The 17837-nt window shown below is 44.2% G+C and carries 11 protein-coding genes; 3 read left to right on the top strand and 8 right to left on the bottom strand.

Annotated features, from left to right (window positions below; translation table 11 throughout):
- The first annotated feature begins 80 nt into the window (after positions 1-80).
- Complete coding sequence (locus I2F54_RS14660; protein ID WP_022218314.1) at positions 81-710, top strand: cytidylate kinase-like family protein; 630 nt, start codon at positions 81-83, stop codon at positions 708-710.
- 171 nt (positions 711-881) lie between these two features.
- Here I2F54_RS14660 and I2F54_RS14655 read toward each other — a convergent pair whose 3' ends face one another.
- The gene (locus I2F54_RS14655) at positions 882-2543 is read right to left on the bottom strand and encodes a putative transporter (protein WP_009123124.1); all 1662 of its coding nucleotides are present in this window, start codon (positions 2541-2543) and stop codon (positions 882-884) included.
- A gap of 21 nt (positions 2544-2564) precedes the next feature.
- Positions 2565-2789: a hypothetical protein gene (locus I2F54_RS16235; protein WP_087425558.1), complete on the bottom strand. Its 225-nt coding sequence runs from the start codon at positions 2787-2789 to the stop codon at positions 2565-2567.
- Between the two features lie 22 nt (positions 2790-2811).
- Here I2F54_RS16235 and mutA point away from each other — a divergent pair, with 22 nt between their 5' ends.
- Both mutA and scpA read left to right on the top strand, forming a co-directional pair.
- Entirely contained in the window at positions 2812-4713 is a 1902-nt protein-coding gene (gene mutA / locus I2F54_RS14650) for a methylmalonyl-CoA mutase small subunit (RefSeq protein ID WP_195501659.1), read from the top strand.
- A gap of 84 nt (positions 4714-4797) precedes the next feature.
- The gene (gene scpA, locus I2F54_RS14645; protein WP_009123127.1) at positions 4798-6945 is read left to right on the top strand and encodes a methylmalonyl-CoA mutase; all 2148 of its coding nucleotides are present in this window, start codon (positions 4798-4800) and stop codon (positions 6943-6945) included.
- A gap of 225 nt (positions 6946-7170) precedes the next feature.
- Here the strand turns inward: scpA and I2F54_RS14640 are convergent, their stop codons facing one another.
- The 6 genes from I2F54_RS14640 to I2F54_RS14615 all read right to left on the bottom strand — a co-directional run bounded on the left by I2F54_RS14640 (position 7171) and on the right by I2F54_RS14615 (position 17732).
- A complete protein-coding gene (locus tag I2F54_RS14640) occupies positions 7171-9111 on the bottom strand; it encodes a heparinase II/III domain-containing protein (protein ID WP_195501657.1) in 1941 nt (646 codons plus the stop codon).
- A gap of 49 nt (positions 9112-9160) precedes the next feature.
- A complete protein-coding gene (locus tag I2F54_RS14635) occupies positions 9161-10429 on the bottom strand; it encodes a DUF4995 domain-containing protein (RefSeq protein WP_195501654.1) in 1269 nt (422 codons plus the stop codon).
- Positions 10430-10642: 213 nt separating this feature from the next.
- Positions 10643-11335: a DUF6250 domain-containing protein gene (locus tag I2F54_RS14630; protein ID WP_195501652.1), complete on the bottom strand. Its 693-nt coding sequence runs from the start codon at positions 11333-11335 to the stop codon at positions 10643-10645.
- 4 nt (positions 11336-11339) lie between these two features.
- On the bottom strand, positions 11340-13571 hold the full coding sequence (locus I2F54_RS14625; protein ID WP_195501650.1) for a glycosyl hydrolase family 95 catalytic domain-containing protein: 2232 nt from the start codon (positions 13569-13571) through the stop codon (positions 11340-11342).
- Between the two features lie 192 nt (positions 13572-13763).
- Positions 13764-16055 (bottom strand): alpha-galactosidase, encoded by a 2292-nt coding sequence (locus I2F54_RS14620; protein ID WP_195501648.1) that lies wholly within the window; start codon positions 16053-16055, stop codon positions 13764-13766.
- Positions 16056-16067: 12 nt separating this feature from the next.
- Entirely contained in the window at positions 16068-17732 is a 1665-nt protein-coding gene (locus I2F54_RS14615; protein ID WP_195501646.1) for an alpha-L-fucosidase, read from the bottom strand.
- Positions 17733-17837: the final 105 nt, after the last annotated feature.

Genomic DNA, 17837 nt, shown 5'->3' with positions numbered 1-17837 from the left:
AGTAGAGGATTCTTTGCCCGAACTTGATATTTAACAGGAGAATACTTATATTTGCTACCAATCATTCATAAAATATATCTATGGACAATAAATTTGTAGTAAATATAGGTCGCCAGTTGGGTAGTGGCGGACGAGAAATCGGAGAGAAGCTGGCTGTTCGCTTGGGCATTGATTTTTATGATAAGGAACTGATTAACCTTGCTTCCGAAGAAAGCGGATTGTGCAGGGAATTCTTTGAGAAAGCGGATGAAAAGGCTTCACAGGGAATTATAGGTGGTTTGTTTGGTATGCGTTTTCCGTTCATAAGTGACGGAGCCATGCCTGCAACCAATTGCTTGAGCAACGATGCATTGTTTAAGGTGCAAAGTGATGTGATACGGAAGCTTGCTTCCGAGAAGTCCTGTTTGTTCGTAGGGCGTTGCGCCGATTACATTTTGCGGGATAATCCGCGTTGTGTCAATATCTTTATTTCTGCATCGCGCGAAGATCGGATAGCCCGTTTATGCCGTCTGCATTCTATTTCGGAGAACGCGGCAGAGGAGAAAATGAATAAAGCGGATAAGCGGCGTGCGGAATATTATAACTATTATAGTTATAAGACTTGGGGAGCGGCTGCTACCTATCATCTTTGTATTGACTCATCCGTATTGGGTATTGACGAAACGGTCAGCTATATAGAAGAGTTCATAAGGAAGAAACTGAAACTGTAGTTTGCGAGTTCGTTGGAGTGGGAATATATCATCACATAAAAAAGCCCTCTGAATAAGCTCAATAATCATTATAAATAAAATCGGGGAGAAATTTACTATAATCCTACTAAAATTATAGTAAATTTCTCCCCGATTTTATTTATAGCTTGAAAGCGCTCCTTGAACTAATCTTTACATCATTGCCAGCAATATCATTTGTCCCGCCAGAATACGCAGGAACATCGTTAACGGATAAACCGTAGAGTAACCTACTGACGGCGCATCGTTACCCGATGCCTGATTGGAATATGCCAGTGCGGGCGGATCGGTATTACTACCGGCAATCAGACCCATTAACGTGAAGTAATTGACCTTGCAATAAAGTCGGGCAATAATGCCGATTATCAGTAACGGAATGGTGGTAATCAGGAAACCATAACCCACATAAGACAAACCGCTTCCTTCCACTACTGTTTGTACAAAATGCTCTCCCGCCTCTATTCCCACGCTGGCAAGGAACAGTACGATACCTATCTCACGCAGCATTAAGTTGGCGCTCATGGTGGTATATGTTACAAGATGAAGTTTGTGTCCGAAGCGTCCGATAAGGATGGCCACTACCAGCGGACCGCCTGCCAGACCTAATTTCACCGGAGTTGGCATGCCGGGAAATGCAATAGGCAGGCTGCCCAATAAGATACCCAGGAATATACCTACGAAAATTGTAACGATATTCGGCGTATCCAGACGTTTCAGCTGATTACCCAATACGCCGGCTACACGCTCTACGGCATCTTGTTGCCCTACAACCATTACGCGGTCACCCACTTGGAGTACCAGATTAGGATCGGCAAATAAGTCCATACCCGAACGGTTGATACGTGTTACGTTTACACCGTACATACTGCGGAAGTGCATGCTTCCCAGTTTCTTTCCGTTGATTTCCGACTTGGTAACCAAGATACGGCGTGAAACCATGGGAGTATCCTGCTTCTCCCAGTCTACTTGGATTTCCTTACCGATAAAGGCTGTTACCGCTTCAGCATCCTCCTCGGAACATACGATGAACAACTGGTCGCCGATGTGGAATTCCGTGTCTTGGTTCGGGATGCTGACATGCCCTTCGTGACGAATGCGGGAGCATACGAAAGAACGTCCCAGGAAGTCTTTCACCTGAATCAGCTTTTTACCGTCGATAGCTTCATTACGCACTTCCAGATGCAGCATATGCGGCATGTGTTTCATATCGGTTTCTTGCGTATTGAGTTGCTCTTCTTCTTTTTTCAGATTGATGCGGCAGATATAACGTACGGCGATAATAGCGCCGATGATACCCACTACGCCGAGCGGATAGGCGCAAGCATATCCCAATGCAATAGGATCACCTGTATAGTTCAGCTGGTTCAGCGCTTCTTGGGCGGCACCCAAACCGGGAGTATTGGTCACGGCACCGTACAGAATACCTACTATCATCGGAAGGTCTATATTACCGTCAATGAAGTAAATACTCAATGCGACAACGATATTCAGTGCCACAATGCCTACGGCAAGCATGTTTAGCGTCATACCCCCTTTCTTGAAAGAGGAGAAGAACGACGGCCCCACTTGCAGACCGATACAGAATACAAATAAAATCAAACCGAATTCTCGGATGAAATGCAAAATGTGTGTTTCACCTGTAAATCCGAAATGCCCCATCAGAATACCGGTAAAGAGTACAAACGTCACTCCCAGCGATACTCCGAAAACTTTAATCTTGCCCAACAGTACCCCTACGGATATAACGAATGCGTATAAGCAGACGATATGCGCAACGGATGTCGGGTCCCAAAGAAGACTTTCTAACCAGTTCATAGTACCTTATTATATATTGCTTTAAAAATTTTGCGCAAAATTACTTAATAAAGGGGAGGTAACAAAAGGTTTGCCTTTCTTTTTGTAATACCAACTTTGCAAAAGCGTGGGGTATGCGGGGAATATGTCTTGAATAAGGATGAACATAGTGCTATCTGTAAGTGCAATTTTCTCTAAAAAGCCTTTTTGTTTTAAGTATTTCCTTATATTTGCAAGTCTCTTGATGACAAAATGAATACTATTCATCTATTTTAATTTTAAATAAACTATGGCAGACAGTAAAGAAAAACTCTTCTCGGACTTTTCTCCGGTTTCTACGGAACAGTGGATGGAGAAAGTAACCGCAGACTTAAAAGGTGCGGACTTTGAGAAAAAGCTCGTTTGGAGGACGAATGAAGGATTCAAAGTGAAACCTTTCTATCGCATGGAAGACCTCGAAGGTTTGAAGACCACAAATGCTCTTCCCGGTGAGTTCCCGTACCTTAGAGGTACAAAGAAAAACAACAATGAGTGGTTCGTTCGCCAGGAAATAAAGGTGGAATGTCCTAAAGAAGCCAATACCAAGGCATTGGATATCCTGAATAAGGGCATCGATTCACTCTCTTTCCACGTGAAAGCCAAAGAACTGAGTGCGGAGTATATCGAGACTTTGCTGAAAGACATCTGCGCGGAATGTGTGGAATTGAACTTCTCCACCTGCCAGGGACATGTGGTGGAGTTGGCGGAACTTTTGGTCGCTTACTTCCAAAAGAAAGACTATGACCTTACGAAGTTGCAGGGTTCTATCAACTACGATTATTTCAACAAGATGCTGGCTAAGGGTAAAGAGAAAGGCGATATGGTAGCTACTGCCAAAGCCTTGATTGAAGCTACTTCCGTTCTTCCGAAATATCGCGTGCTGAATGTAAATGCGCTGACACTCAACAATGCGGGTGCATATATCTATCAGGAATTGGGCTATGCGTTGGCTTGGGGTAATGAATACATGAACCAACTGACCGATGCCGGACTGCCGGCAGCTCTGGTAGCCAAGAAGATTAAGTTTAATTTCGGTATCAGTTCCAATTATTTCCTTGAAATCGCAAAATTCCGTGCAGCCCGTATGTTGTGGGCCAATATCTTAGCTTCTTATAATCCGGAATGTCTGCGCGATTGCGAAAACAAAGGCGAACACAATGAATGCCGCTGTGCTGCCAAAATGAGAATACATGCGGAAACCTCGACTTTCAACCTCACTTTGTTCGATGCACATGTAAATTTGTTGCGTACGCAGACTGAGGCTATGAGCGCTGCTCTTGCGGGCGTTGATTCTATGACAGTGGTTCCGTTCGATAAGACGTATGCCGCTCCCGATGAATTCTCGGAACGTCTGGCGCGTAACCAACAGTTGCTGTTGAAAGAGGAATCTCACTTTGACAAGGTGATTGACCCTGCTGCCGGTTCTTATTACATCGAGAATCTGACCGTGGCTATTGCCAAGCAAGCTTGGGAACTGTTCCTTGCAGTGGAAGAAGAGAGCGGTTTCTATGCCTCTGTAAAATCCGGTAAGGTACAGGCAGCCGTGAACGAAAGCAATACGGTTCGTCATGCGGCTGTTGCCAAGCGTAAGGAAGTGTTGTTGGGTACTAACCAGTTCCCGAACTTCAACGAAAAGGCGGGCGACAAGAAGCCTTTGGAAGCCTCTTGTTGCTGTGGCGGACACAGCACTTGCGAAAAGGATGTTCCTTCACTGAACTTCGACCGTGCCGCCAGCGAATTTGAAGCATTGCGTCTGGAAACGGAAGCTGCGGGCAAGCGTCCTAAGGCTTTTATGCTGACTATCGGTAACTTGGCAATGCGCCAGGCACGTGCTCAATATTCTTGTAACTTCCTGGCTTGCGCCGGATATGAAGTTGTTGACAACCTCGGTTTCCCGACCGTAGAGGAGGGTGTGGAAGCTGCGATGGAAGCTAAAGCCGATATTGTGGTTCTCTGTTCGAGCGATGATGAATATGCGGAATATGCCGTTCCTGCTTTCAAAGCTTTGAATGGTCGCGCTATGTTCATTGTTGCCGGTGCTCCTGCCTGCATGGACGAGCTGAAAGCGGCAGGCATCGAGAACTTTATCCATGTTCGTGTCAACGTTCTGGAAACATTAAAGGAATTCAACAAGATATTAATCAAGAATTAAGAATGAAAAATGAAGAATAGGCTGAGCATTTATTCCGCATGGTAATTCTTCATTCGTCATTCTTTGTTCATCATTTTTAAGAAGATGAGAAAAGATTTTAAAAACTTAGATATATATGCCGCTTTTCAGCCTGCCAATGGTGCTGAGTGGCAAAAGGCTAACGGCATCAAAGCCGACTGGAAAACTCCGGAACACATTGAAGTGAAGCCTGTTTACACCAAAGAAGACCTCGAAGGTATGGAACACCTCAACTATGCGGCAGGTATTCCGCCTTATCTGCGCGGTCCGTATTCTGTAATGTATACCTTGCGTCCATGGACTATCCGTCAGTATGCCGGGTTTTCTACTGCCGAGGAGTCCAATGCGTTCTATCGCCGTAATCTGGCTTCCGGACAGAAAGGTCTGTCCGTTGCATTCGACTTGGCTACCCACCGTGGCTACGATCCCGACCACGAGCGTGTAGTTGGTGACGTTGGTAAGGCAGGTGTATCTATCTGTTCACTGGAAAACATGAAGGTGCTTTTCGACGGTATTCCTTTGAACAAGATGTCAGTGTCTATGACTATGAACGGCGCGGTACTTCCGATTATGGCATTCTACATCAATGCCGGTCTGGAACAGGGTGCTAAGCTGGAAGAAATGGCGGGTACTATCCAAAATGATATCCTGAAAGAATTCATGGTGCGTAACACTTATATCTATCCGCCTGCATTCTCTATGAAGATTATCTCCGATATCTTTGAATATACATCTCAGAAGATGCCTAAGTTCAACTCTATCTCTATCTCCGGTTATCATATGCAGGAAGCCGGTGCTACGGCGGATATCGAGTTGGCCTATACACTGGCCGACGGTCTGGAATATCTTCGTGCAGGTGTTGCCGCCGGTATTGATATTGATGCGTTTGCGCCTCGTCTGTCATTCTTCTGGGCTATTGGTACCAACCATTTTATGGAAATCGCCAAGATGCGTGCCGCGCGTATGTTGTGGGCTAAGATTGTGAAGCAATTCAATCCGAAGAACCCGAAATCACTTGCCTTGCGTACACACTCCCAGACTTCCGGTTGGTCACTGACCGAGCAAGACCCGTTCAACAACGTAGGCCGTACCTGTATTGAGGCTATGGCTGCCGCTCTGGGACATACACAGTCTCTGCATACCAATGCTTTGGATGAGGCTATCGCCTTGCCTACCGATTTCTCCGCGCGTATCGCACGTAATACGCAGATTTATATTCAGGAAGAAACTTATATCTGCAAGAATGTCGACCCATGGGGCGGTTCTTACTATGTAGAGTCTCTGACCAATGAACTGGCGCACAAGGCTTGGGAATTGATTCAGGAAGTGGAAAAACTGGGCGGTATGGCGAAGGCTATCGAAACCGGTATTCCCAAGATGCGTATCGAAGAGGCTGCCGCACGTACGCAAGCCCGTATAGACAGTGGTTCACAGACTATTGTAGGTGTAAATAAGTATCGTTTGGAGAAAGAAGCCCCCATCGATATTCTTGAGATTGATAATACGGCTGTTCGCCAGGAGCAGATTCAGAACCTGAAGACATTGAAGGAAGGTCGCGATGAAGCTGCTGTTCAGAAAGCGCTCGAAGCCATTACCAAATGTGTGGAAACGAAAGAAGGCAATCTGTTGGAATTGGCAGTGGAAGCTGCACGTGTTCGTGCCACATTGGGTGAGATTTCGTATGCTTGCGAAAAAGTTGTAGGACGTTATAAAGCAGTAATTAGAACTATTTCAGGCGTGTATTCATCAGAAAGTAAAAATGACAGCGACTTCCACAAAGCGTGTGAGTTGGCTGAGAAGTTTGCGAAGAAAGAGGGGCGTCAACCTCGTATCATGGTAGCTAAAATGGGACAGGACGGTCACGACCGTGGCGCCAAAGTGGTAGCGACCGGATATGCGGACTGCGGTTTCGACGTGGATATGGGACCGTTGTTCCAGACTCCTGCCGAAGCGGCTCGTGAAGCTGTGGAAAATGACGTTCACGTAGTGGGTGTTTCTTCATTGGCTGCCGGACACAAGACACTGGTTCCGCAGATTATTGAAGAACTCAAGAAGTTGGGACGTGAGGATATTGTAGTTATCGCAGGTGGTGTGATTCCCGCGCAGGACTATGATTTCCTCTATAAAGCAGGTGTAGCCGCTATATTCGGCCCCGGAACTCCGGTAGCGAAGGCTGCCTGCCAGATTCTTGAAATCTTATTGGATGAGGAATAATCCGTAAAGGGAAATGTTAAAAAAAGGGCGGAATGCTTTTGCATATCCGTCCTTTTTTCTTAATCTGTGTTATAAAACATGCTTTTTTTCTTGGATAATTTGCAAATTTCTCAATTGTCCGTATCTTTGCAATGTGTTTTTCATAGTATTAGATTTAAGGTTAACAAAGGTTGGAGTACAGCGGTACTCCTTTTTTTATGCCCGTACGTTACGTATGGAGTAAAATCAGAGTTTCTTCACCATCAGTTTGCTTTCACCGGTAGTTTGTTGCGATAATATTGTAAAACGGATACGCGTAAGCTTTTTCTGGCTCCATGAGTGAATTAATTTAGGATCAGTCAATTCGATGATATCTGCTTCGGGCGATAAAAGCTTTTTATTGTATTCCAGTTTGAATTTACCGGCTTCTCCTGTCAGGATGATGTTCTTGTCGTTGTCAATCTCAACTTCGTTGCAAGTCATCAGGCTTAATATGCTTGGTTTTTCGTAGGCTGCCAATTCCCATCTGTCGGTGATTGTGAAATCCTTTTTTCTGTGCAATGTATAGTTGCGGGTCCAGCTTTTCACGTTTGCTTCCTGCGGATAAGCCCGGGCTATGTCTATCTGATAAGATATGGTTTTGGCTGTGGCTTTGTATTGTTGATTGTACGCCGCAAACTCTCTGCCGTTCTTTTGTGCTGTTCCGTTAATGAGAGGCAGGTTATGATAATCGGATTGCATGGTCCATATCGTATATCGTTCCGGTCCGAAGGTCTGTCGGGTATATGTTCCCACACCTACATCTATAAGTAACGGTTTGGAATTGTAGTAAAGAATGCACGAACCTACATCGTTATGATTATGGCTCTCCTGATTATTCCCGCCTTTTGCAGCGAAAAAGAAGCCGTCACTTTTTCCTTCGGTATCACGCGCTACACAAATTTGGGTATCTTTAAACCAGTAACTGCTAATCAGCGGCTCGCCTTGCGGATAGTTGATAATGTCTTTGTACATAAAGAGTTCATCTAAGGCGGAAGCGAAATAGCCGTTTACCCCATTCTTGAAACTTTGGTTTTGTCGTGCCATCAATGAGGCGAATTTCATCATTGCCGGGTCTCCTATCAGTTTACCATACTGATATAGAATACCGGGACTTGGGCTTACTATGGGTGCGGAGTCGGCGAAGTTGACAAAATAATTACTGCCGATGTGTACCCGGTAGATGTATTGCGCCATATTGCGCAGGAGCGGGGAGCTGAATATGTTCACTTTATTTCCGGTTACTTTAGCCAATAAATCCAAAAACTTCAAGGCATAGCCGGATGCTCCGCTCCAATAGGTGGGACCTTCGTCACACGCACCGTCTTCATGATACATGCTGAAAAAGAAGTCTGTAGATTTCATCAGCTTCCACACTCCCTGTTGAATACGTTCCGGGCTCCTTTCTATCAGCATCAGCGCTTGCAGTACATTGTAGTTAACCCATGGATTCCAGTTATTAACTTGCTGGCCGCCGAATCCCATCCACCAATAATCATCCCGTGCGAAGTAAGGATTTATCAGATTTTTATTGACTTCCTCTACAATTCGTTCATTGATAAGAGGGCTTGTTTTATCAAATTCGTCTTTCAGGAAATAGTAGGTCCATGCCATTTGTGCGCCGATGTCGGCTACTACCAATTCAATGGTCGGTTCATTCCGGTCGGGAAGTCCGGAGCGGTCTTTCTGAAAACCGAGGTGTGCCGAGTGTATCCAAGAGGTTTCGCACAGAAACCACACGCCGTCTATGATAGCATCCATAAATCTTCCTTGTCCCTCTACCAATTCAGCGATGGTAAGGGCTTGCAAGGCTTTGTGGTTGGCACGTCCGGTACGGATTTCACCGGTACGTTTAAAAGCAAGGTAGTCGGAAGCGAGGTCGGGTTTCCATTCGTGTTTCAAGGCCCGTTCTCCGTTTTTGATGATAATCTTTCTGATTTCCGGGTCCACTTTCTCTTGCCAGGACTTACGGTCGGTATATTTAGGATAATCCACCCAGCTTTGGTGGTAGAGGATGGCGGTTCCTAAGTCTTCATAAGAAATGGTTTGCTCAAGAAGATGTCTTTCTGTAGCGTTGGCGGAAAAACCGGTACAGATAATTGTGATAAGTAATGAACCTGTCAATAACAGACTTTTTATTTTTGACATTTGCAGTATGTATTAGATGCGTTTATAAAAACAACCTTTTACCTAACCTTTATCCCTTGTTTTGTAAATCTATGTATCTTTTCAGCGCTTCCAGGTAGTAGTAGTCTGCATAATTCAACGGTACATCGATTTCGGAACCGTGCGGTAACGAGCCGGTGGAGTGCATCAGTACATAGCCTTGGTTACTGCCTTTTGCCGACAGGTAATCAGGACTTGAGAGATTTTTCAGAATCGTTTCCGCATAGTCAAAATATTTCTTTCCGTCAGGTATAAATGTACTGAGTTCCAAAAATGCTGATGCGGTGACGGCGGCAGCCGATGCGTCACGCGGAGTCTTTTCACCTGCCGGAGCGTCATAATCCCAGTAAGGAATAAGGTCGTCTGTCTTTACACGTTCCATAATCATGCCGGCGATATGAACAGCTTCCTGTAAGAAAGCGGTATCTTGAGTTTCACGATAACAAGAAGTGTAGCCGTATACTCCCCATGCTTGTCCGCGCGACCAAGCTGACTCTGCATTTTTACCCTGATGCGTTTGTTTGATTTCCACACTTCCGTCGTTGTTGTAGCTGACTACGTGGTAGGAAGTATAGTCGGGACGGAAATGATTTTTCATGGTGGTTTGCGCATGCTTTACAGCCACATTCTTATATTTTTCGTTTCCTGTCAACTTGGATACGTTGAACAGCAAGTCCAGATTCATCATGTTGTCGATGATTACGGGGAAGTTCCATGCTCCGAAATCCCATGAACGGATACAACCGATTTCCGGATTGAAACGAGCGCATAAATTATCCGCCGTTTCCACGAGTACGGCTTTAATGGTATCGTTGGGAGCGAGGCGGAGAGCATTGCCGTAACTGCAATTCATCATAAAACCTACATCATGGGTACCTTTCAGCTCACGTATCGGATTCAGTATATTAGTGTATTCGACAGCACGTTTCTTCAATTCCTCGTCTCCGGTCATTTCATAAGCGTACCAAAGGCTACCGGGGAAGAAACCGCTGGTCCAGTCGGAAATTCCGCAAAGATGTCTTTGTCCTAATTGCAAGGCTGCCGGATTAGGACGCAAAGAGTCGATATACGCTTTGTTTTCACGTTGTAGCTGTGCGTCGAGGAAATTTACATCATAACCGGAGTATATGGAGCGTGGCAACTTGTTTGTTCCGGAGAGTTCTTCGGCGGTTGATTTCAATTGATAGGAAGCGGCATCGAGTGCGTTGCTTATCCAGGCTTCTTTCTGAACCGGAGTGTTTTTGCAACCGGTCAGACCGATGAGTAGGGCGGTTGCAAATAACAGAGAGTTTCTTTTCATGTTATTAAGCTTTTAGTTATTTTCGTTCGTTGACAAAAATATGGATATTTAGGAAATATCTTGTACAAGATTGTTGAAAGGAACTTTGGCGCAGTTTAAAGGTGTATCACTTTTGTCGAATGCTGTTTTAATTCTGTATTTTCTTAAACGGAAGTATTACTTTTACCCTGTAAAACGGTAAAAATAATACTTCCGAATCAGATTTATTGTAAGTTATTTCTTCTTCAGACTTTTGACCTGAAAGTTTGTAAATAACGTGTGATTTTCCAATAAGCGGAGTCCGAAATGTCCGTCTCCTTCATTGTTTTTTATGGTTAACCGGAATAATTCCTCACCATTGATACGATATGTAGTGATTCCTTTTTCCACACGGATTTGGATGTCGTACCATTTATTCGGGAATAACAAATGCGATTTATCCGTATATTCTTTGATAACAGGGCGGGCTATTGCATCACTGGTATCCGCCGCTTTGGCAAAGTATTGGCGGAAGCGGGTGGTGGAGTTATGGTTTCCACCATATCCTACATAGAACAAACTTAACGTTTTATAGTGTTGAAAAATGCCGTTTCTCCATTCGCTGCGTGCAAAAAGATTGCCGGGGTGTTCCGGGTCGTTGGCACCCCAGAAACAGTTCAAGTCACTAAGGCGGTCATACTTGCCGCCTTGCATCAACATTTTCACACGATAACTGATTTCGTAATCACCTGTAAGGCGTTGGTTATACCATAAAGTAAGGCCTTTGGGGGCTGTAATTTCTAATGTGTCGCCCGATACGATGATTTTCACTTCGCCTGAGTGGTCTTCGATTGTCCAGTTCTTTAAAGCGATTTGCGCTTGAACCATAAGCGGAAGTAACATCAGTATGCTTCCTGATACGAGTTTGTGCAAGGTGTTTCTTGTCATACGGTTATTTTTTAGCTTGTTGTAATCCGAAGAAGTTTTGTCCTTTCCCGTTAACAGGACTAATCATAGGAATGTTTCCCCCTGCGGTAGTCAGGACAACGGTTTCTCCTTTCTTTAAGTCCAATGAGTATTCCCCTTGGCCTATTGGAGTAAGCGTTACATTACCTGCTTTGACAATCGGGTTCACCATATCCGTACGTAAGATGCAAGGTTCTCCTGCGAGACTTTTGATGCGAATACCGGTTGTCTTTCCCTCTTTTCGGCTGGCGGATACGAGAAATGCGCCTTCTGTCCTTAAATTCTGGAACTGCACATCTCCCCATCGGGAAGGTACGGCAGGGAATACGCGTATCTTTCCGCCCCAGCTTTGTAACAACATATCGTGTATGCACTGTGCACCGGACAACGGTGTCTCAATAACCGGACCGCTTTCCATATACATGGTATTGGGACGCAGGGTACGGGCAAACAAACCGTTCAGCTTTTCCAAAGCCTTGTCTCCTTCACCAAATGCGGCATATAGCGAAGAGGCTCCGGTATAGGTATATCCGAGGATGTTACCCGGCAGGCTATGCCAATGTTCCACAGATTTTTCCATAAGTTCCTTACTGCCGTTTTGCTCGGCATTCAGCAAGTAAAGCGGATAGAACATCAACAGATGTGAGTAATGGCGGTGTGAACGGCTGAAAGGCACATCTTTGCCTATCATCATGCCGTTTGCGTCTTGCGGATAGTCGGTCAGCTTCTCTATAACTTGCTTCCAGCGAGGTATCAGTTCATCGTCAATGGATAGAATTTTAGTTGTTTCAAGCAGCGTATTACATCCCCAGCGTAATAACGCAATGTCATAATTGCAATCTTCAGCGATACCATATTCAGGAGAAAAGGTTCTTTGCAAATGTAGTTTTCCTTGTTTATCTTCTTTCAGGAAGGGGAGATAGAAATTAATGGCGCGTCTCAGTGTTGGGAATATAGTATTTCTCAATATCGATTCGTCCATACTGAAACGGTATTGCAACCAAAGGTTGTGACAAATCCACGGCAGGTTTCCTACTTGGGCTTTCTTTTCCGTACCGGGAATATTCACGGTTTCTCCTATCAGATTGAAATCGGTAGCGACAGGCAGTGCTGCGGCATCTTTCCGGTAAGCTTCGGGAACATTGTTTATCAGATTGTTCAGATTGCTGCCGATTGCATTGACCAGCGGCATTCCCAATTCCAGACGGTTGGAAGCATATACAGACCAATAACTCAGTTGTACATTCAAGTTCCACCATGCATTAGGCCAGGGAGTCAGCACTTGCCAGGGGCCGCTGTTATCCAGCAGACCGCCGCCAATGCGTGTTGCGGATGCAAGTTTGTACATTTGCGCCCAATAGAAATTTTCCATTTTCTTATCGGGAAGACTTACGAAACTTTGCGGATAGTAATTATGCCACCAGTCCCGGTGTGCTTTTTGAAGAATGGGCAAATCGGTTGTTTGCAGACTTGCCAATGCTGTTTCTACTTTTTGTAATGCATCTGTTTCCGGATATGAGTGTGCGTTACTTATAAGAAGGATACTTGTATTATTTTTTCTTATTTCTTTCCAAGCAGTGGCTGTACCGCCGCCGGCCAGTAAAGGCTGCCAACAATAGTTCACTCCGTTACGTACGGATAACTGTGACGCCGGATTCGATACGTATCCTTTTTTCAGGTGTTTCTTGTTATTTCTTTGGATGGCGTTCAATTGCCTTGGAGAGTCTGTATTTTCCGGATAGAATTTCCATGTGAAATCCTTCTCACCTTCCGTAGCTTCAGCTTCGACAACGATATAAGGGCTTTCGGAAGTGACGTAAGTTTTCAGTTTTATTTCTCCCAAGGTAGTACGGATGCATCCGGTAGTTTCTGCATTCCATAAATCCAGTCTCATATCCCCGGATTTTATTTCTCCTGCAGGATGCAAGAGGAAGTAGCCGATAAGCAACCGGCATCTTCCGTAGACACCTCTATCATTTGTGCGATGGTCATGCACCATGCTGTTACCGACATCTACCCGTATAGCATTTTTACCGGGTTCTTTACAGATATAGGTTCCCATACTGCCGTTGCCCATAAAAGGAGCCTCGTACCAAGTTTGAGGCAGGCGAGTCCAAATCATGTCTTGCTGAGACATAAAATTTTTCCAATCTATCTGGCAGAAACAGCTGGCTGTTATGTACCATGCTACAATAGAGAATAATAGAAATCTTTTCATGTGTTATAAATTTTTTAATGTTTTTATGGTATGTTTCTTTCTCTTGTAGCAAAGGTAAGTGATTATTTGTGAAATAAGGTTTGATAATGTCGAAAGGTCTTACATTATACTTTGACGTATGCGTAAATTTGTTTGAAGAACTTTTGATTTTGTCCAAATCTCTTCGTTTTTTATTACGCACTCTTATTTTGGTTATTTGAATTCTATATTCCAATTTATCGTTCCTGATTTTTTGGGAGTAAATGATACTCGTATTAGTTTCCCTTCTTTTTGGATAAACATTTTACCGCTGTTACTCTTGGCGCTTTTAATATTAAATTCTTCCGGTACTATAATGCGGAGCTCATATCTGTCTCCTTTCACAACCGCACTTGTTCCGGATAGGGTTCTCTTGTCGGGATTCCATGATTCTTCTTTTACATCCATCAGTCCTTGAGTTATATGACGGGATGTGCTGATGACTTGTGGATAGACCTTGCGAGGGCGCACAGCTAATACTTTGCAAGATGCAGGAGCTAATGTTTGAGATAGTTTGCTTTTGATATTCCCCAAATACTTATTGTCCCAAAAGTCGAACAGTTCGTAGTTCTCTGAATCGTTCAGCCCCATTCGTTTCAGGCTATAATCAATTTGCGTGTTTTGTCGTTCGTTCCAATTGAATAATCCCAAAACAATCTGTCTGTCATTTTTTACCATCCAGATTCGGGGTTTATTATTTTCGAGAATATCAATAGGACGGGCATTTAGGTTGTGGGTGGGCAGTGCGCGCTTTATCATGTCTAAACGTTCGGGAGCTAACTCCGCATATTGCATGCTTGTCGTATTCATCGCTCCGGATATGGCCTGCCAAGATATCATCCAGCGGGCTTTATTCAGCGGGTTGGAGCTGCGTACAAAGTAAGGGTCGGGATCGTTGTACCAGACTTTGTTGTGCAGGAAGTACAGGTTGCCTGCATAGTCCGCTCCGGCTGTGGTTTTTCCCCATGCTCCCTGTATGGCACCGTCGTTATCGGGACCTACGCGCATAGCATCTACCATACCAAAGGATGCTGCGAAAGAACTCATGTTCTGAGTAGCGGCGCATCCTAAAAGAAAAACGCCCGGAGCTTCTTCTTTCAAGATGGATAGTCCCTTGCGGAAGCACTGTGTGAAGGTATATTCGTCGTTATAAAGACGTGCGCTTCCGTATACAGGTACTCCGTCATAGCTTCTGGTTACATAGATATTTTCTGAAGGCGCACCGGTATGCAGGCCGTCAATTTTGTAATAGCGGTATCCCCAATCGTAAATTCTTTTGAAGCGTTCGCGTAGAAACTTCTCACCTGCGGGGTTTGTGGCGTCGATGCAAGTACCTGACCATTTTTTTACGTCATAGGGAACGTCAGACCAAAGATGTTTTGCAAATATTTCTTTGGAGAAGTAAGGGTTGTGCATGTCACCGGAGAAAGGCATGAACCAAAGTCCGGGAGTAAATCCCGCTTGTTTCAGGTGCTTGGCTGTATATTGCATTCCCGATGGGAAATTTTCGTTACTTTCGGCAAAAGTTTTTAAAGGACCTGAGCCCAGCCTGTTTTTAGGAATACCCATGGAATTTTGCCAATGGTCGTCAATTTGGAAGGTATTCAGTCCGAAGTCCGCCAGATTTTCTTTTGCGAAATTGGCATTTTCCTGTAACATCTTTTCGGTGGAAGCTCCCGAGCCGTTTAGGTTGCGGTGATACCAGGTGCAATAAACTTCCGGCTTTGCCGGTAATTGTATCTGATATGCTTTGGCAAGATACTCTCCATATAGTTCCAGTCCTTCTCTTCCATCTTCGAAAAAGCCTATCAGTAGGATATCGGTGCCTCTTTCTTTGCCATTCCTTACCAAATAATTGCCGAATTCCAGTTCAGCTTTTACTTTGTATGTTTTCTTTCCTTTGTCCAGCTTCGGAGTCATAACTCCTATACCTTGTTTCTGCGTCAGCCAAGCCGTCAGAATAGAGTGCCGACTATCGGGTTCAGCTAATAGAGTGTAGGTATAACTTCCTTGTGCCTGTTGGACAGGAGCAAATCCACCGCTTCCCAAAGTATTTAATGGTTGGTTCATTTCACCTATACTCATTTCTACGGATGCTATTTCCAGGCGACTTACTCGTACATCCTGTCCTGAGCGGTTTTTCATTACTGTATGGATGTAGAGAAAAGGATTATTGCCATATAAAGTGAATGTAACCTTACGTCCATCGTTATAATGAGTTTCCAATGATTGTCCTTCTCCCCACAGTCGGTCGGACGTTTCTGTTTTCTCAGAGGCAATGATTTGCCCCGGTAGAAGTATATTTTTTACTTTGAGATCGGGAAGTTTTTTATTCTCTATTGTAATTTGTTGTTTGTGTATCCGCAAGGTAAGCAGATTATTCTCTATACTTACAGTTTGAGCGTTTGTATTGGATAAATTTATCAGGGTTGATAATATCAAAAATATAGTAATCTGGATTTTCATACCGGTCAATGTTTATTTGATTGTTACTTTGAAAGCATAGGCATATTCACCTATGGGGTGGGATGGCATTGTGATATACAATCCGTTTTCATCTTGTTCCCATTTTATTTTTTCTCCTGAAGCTAAGAATGAAACGGATTGAATGTTCTTTATCTCCTTACTGTTCAGGTTTTGTATCTTTATATTTTTGCCGTTTCCCGGCCAGTCCAATATAAAGATATATATTGTATTTTCCTTGGTGGTGAAGCGTATGTCTTTTGCAGTGAACGTATACATGTAGTCCGCATACTTCTTCTTACCCGCTACGGCATTTATGCTGAATGTCCCTTCACCGTATACTTTGAAGGGACGTGTATCATAAATTGCTTCTCCGTTCAATTTCAGCCAGTTACCTATCTTTATAAGTTCATCTCTGAATGTTTCGGGCAAGCTGCCGTCCGCTCGCAATCCTACATTGAGCATCATATTGCCGTTCTTGCTGACGATATCTATCAGGTTATCTACAATTTGTCCTGCCGTCATGCGCAATTTGTCTTTAGTCTTTCCTTGCACGACTGACCCCATACCGGCATCCCCGCCTTCTTTGCTTATGTTTAGAGAGTTTCCCATATAGAACCAGCCGGGATTGACAGTGGTATCTACCAAAAACGGATTCTTCTGCAAATCATCTTCACCGGAACATTCACGGTCTAAAGTATATCCTTCTCTCACTCTTTTGATAGTGAGTACGCCATTTTGTACACCTTTGCGCGAGAGATTCTTGTTGTAGAAATGAGCTGCCAATTGTTGGCCGTATATACCGTTGGGTAGGGGACCGTCGAAATAGAGTAATTCGGGTTCGTATTTATCTATCAGTTCTTTAGTTCTGAGATACCATGATTGGGCAAATTCTGGTTCCAACCGCATGATACGGTCAGAGGTACGTTTACCGTATAGTCCTTCATAAGCCGGGTCCATATAGTCATAAGGTATACCGGCATACGGACCTTCGGGGTCGGCATTTGTACCTTGGTAAAACATATGTTCATGACAGTAGTTACTTAGATGGGAAGAAATGGCAAAGTGTACGCCTGCCTTTTTGCATGCTTTCTGCCATGCTCCTACGATGTCTATCTTCGGCCCCATATTTACGGAGTTCCAAGGTTGGTGGCTTGAATCGTATAAGTCGAAGTTATCGTGATGAACGGCCATTACACCGATAAACTTGGCGCCAACCTCTTTGTAGAAGGCTGCCAATGAGTCGGCATTGAACTTGTCGGCTTTCCACATAGGTATAAAATCTTTGTAGCCGAATTTGGAAGGGTGTCCGTAAGTTTTCAAATGATGTTGGTATACCTTAGGCGCATGTGCTCTGTAACCCAATATGGGATATTTGTGTAATGCGGAGTCTGGTTCCTGATACCAATACATCCATCGGCCGTAATGTCCGTCATAACCCGGAATAGAGTTGATACCCCAGTGCATATAGATACCGAATTTGGCATCACGAAACCACTCAGGACATTGATAGTGCGCCGCAATAGAGGCATCGGTAGGTTTTATTGGTCCCGGCGCGATGTTGAATTTGAAAGTTGTTGCACTTGGGTTGATAAGGGCGTCTTGACCGAAGTCATCATGCTGTGCTTGGACAGTAAGGGTGTAGCATGAGAGGATGAGTAGTAAGATTTTAATATTCATGGTAGCAGTTTTGTCTGTGGATTTGGTATCTTTTTTGTAAAAGAGAAGGTATATGACTATATAATCTTAATTTGGCTATATAATAATATACCTTCACCTAAATCA

Source organism: Bacteroides clarus (genome assembly GCF_015555825.1).
GTDB classification, from domain to species: Bacteria; Bacteroidota; Bacteroidia; order Bacteroidales; family Bacteroidaceae; genus Bacteroides; species Bacteroides clarus.
The sequence above is the reverse complement of the archived record's forward strand: the minus strand, read 5'-3'. Positions and strand labels throughout refer to the sequence as shown.

Excerpts from the sequence above, each read along its gene's own strand:
- I2F54_RS14655 (WP_009123124.1), bottom strand. The coding sequence starts at position 2,543 with ATGAACTGGTTAGAAAGTCTTCTTTGGGACCCGACATCCGTTGCGCAT.
- I2F54_RS14630 (WP_195501652.1), bottom strand. The coding sequence starts at position 11,335 with ATGACAAGAAACACCTTGCACAAACTCGTATCAGGAAGCATACTGATG.
- I2F54_RS14635 (WP_195501654.1), bottom strand. The coding sequence starts at position 10,429 with ATGAAAAGAAACTCTCTGTTATTTGCAACCGCCCTACTCATCGGTCTG.
- I2F54_RS16235 (WP_087425558.1), bottom strand. The coding sequence starts at position 2,789 with ATGAATAGTATTCATTTTGTCATCAAGAGACTTGCAAATATAAGGAAA.
- mutA (WP_195501659.1), top strand. The coding sequence starts at position 2,812 with ATGGCAGACAGTAAAGAAAAACTCTTCTCGGACTTTTCTCCGGTTTCT.
- I2F54_RS14625 (WP_195501650.1), bottom strand. The coding sequence starts at position 13,571 with ATGAAAAGATTTCTATTATTCTCTATTGTAGCATGGTACATAACAGCC.
- I2F54_RS14660 (WP_022218314.1), top strand. The coding sequence starts at position 81 with ATGGACAATAAATTTGTAGTAAATATAGGTCGCCAGTTGGGTAGTGGC.
- I2F54_RS14640 (WP_195501657.1), bottom strand. The coding sequence starts at position 9,111 with ATGTCAAAAATAAAAAGTCTGTTATTGACAGGTTCATTACTTATCACA.
- I2F54_RS14615 (WP_195501646.1), bottom strand. The coding sequence starts at position 17,732 with ATGAATATTAAAATCTTACTACTCATCCTCTCATGCTACACCCTTACT.
- scpA (WP_009123127.1), top strand. The coding sequence starts at position 4,798 with ATGAGAAAAGATTTTAAAAACTTAGATATATATGCCGCTTTTCAGCCT.
- I2F54_RS14620 (WP_195501648.1), bottom strand. The coding sequence starts at position 16,055 with ATGAAAATCCAGATTACTATATTTTTGATATTATCAACCCTGATAAAT.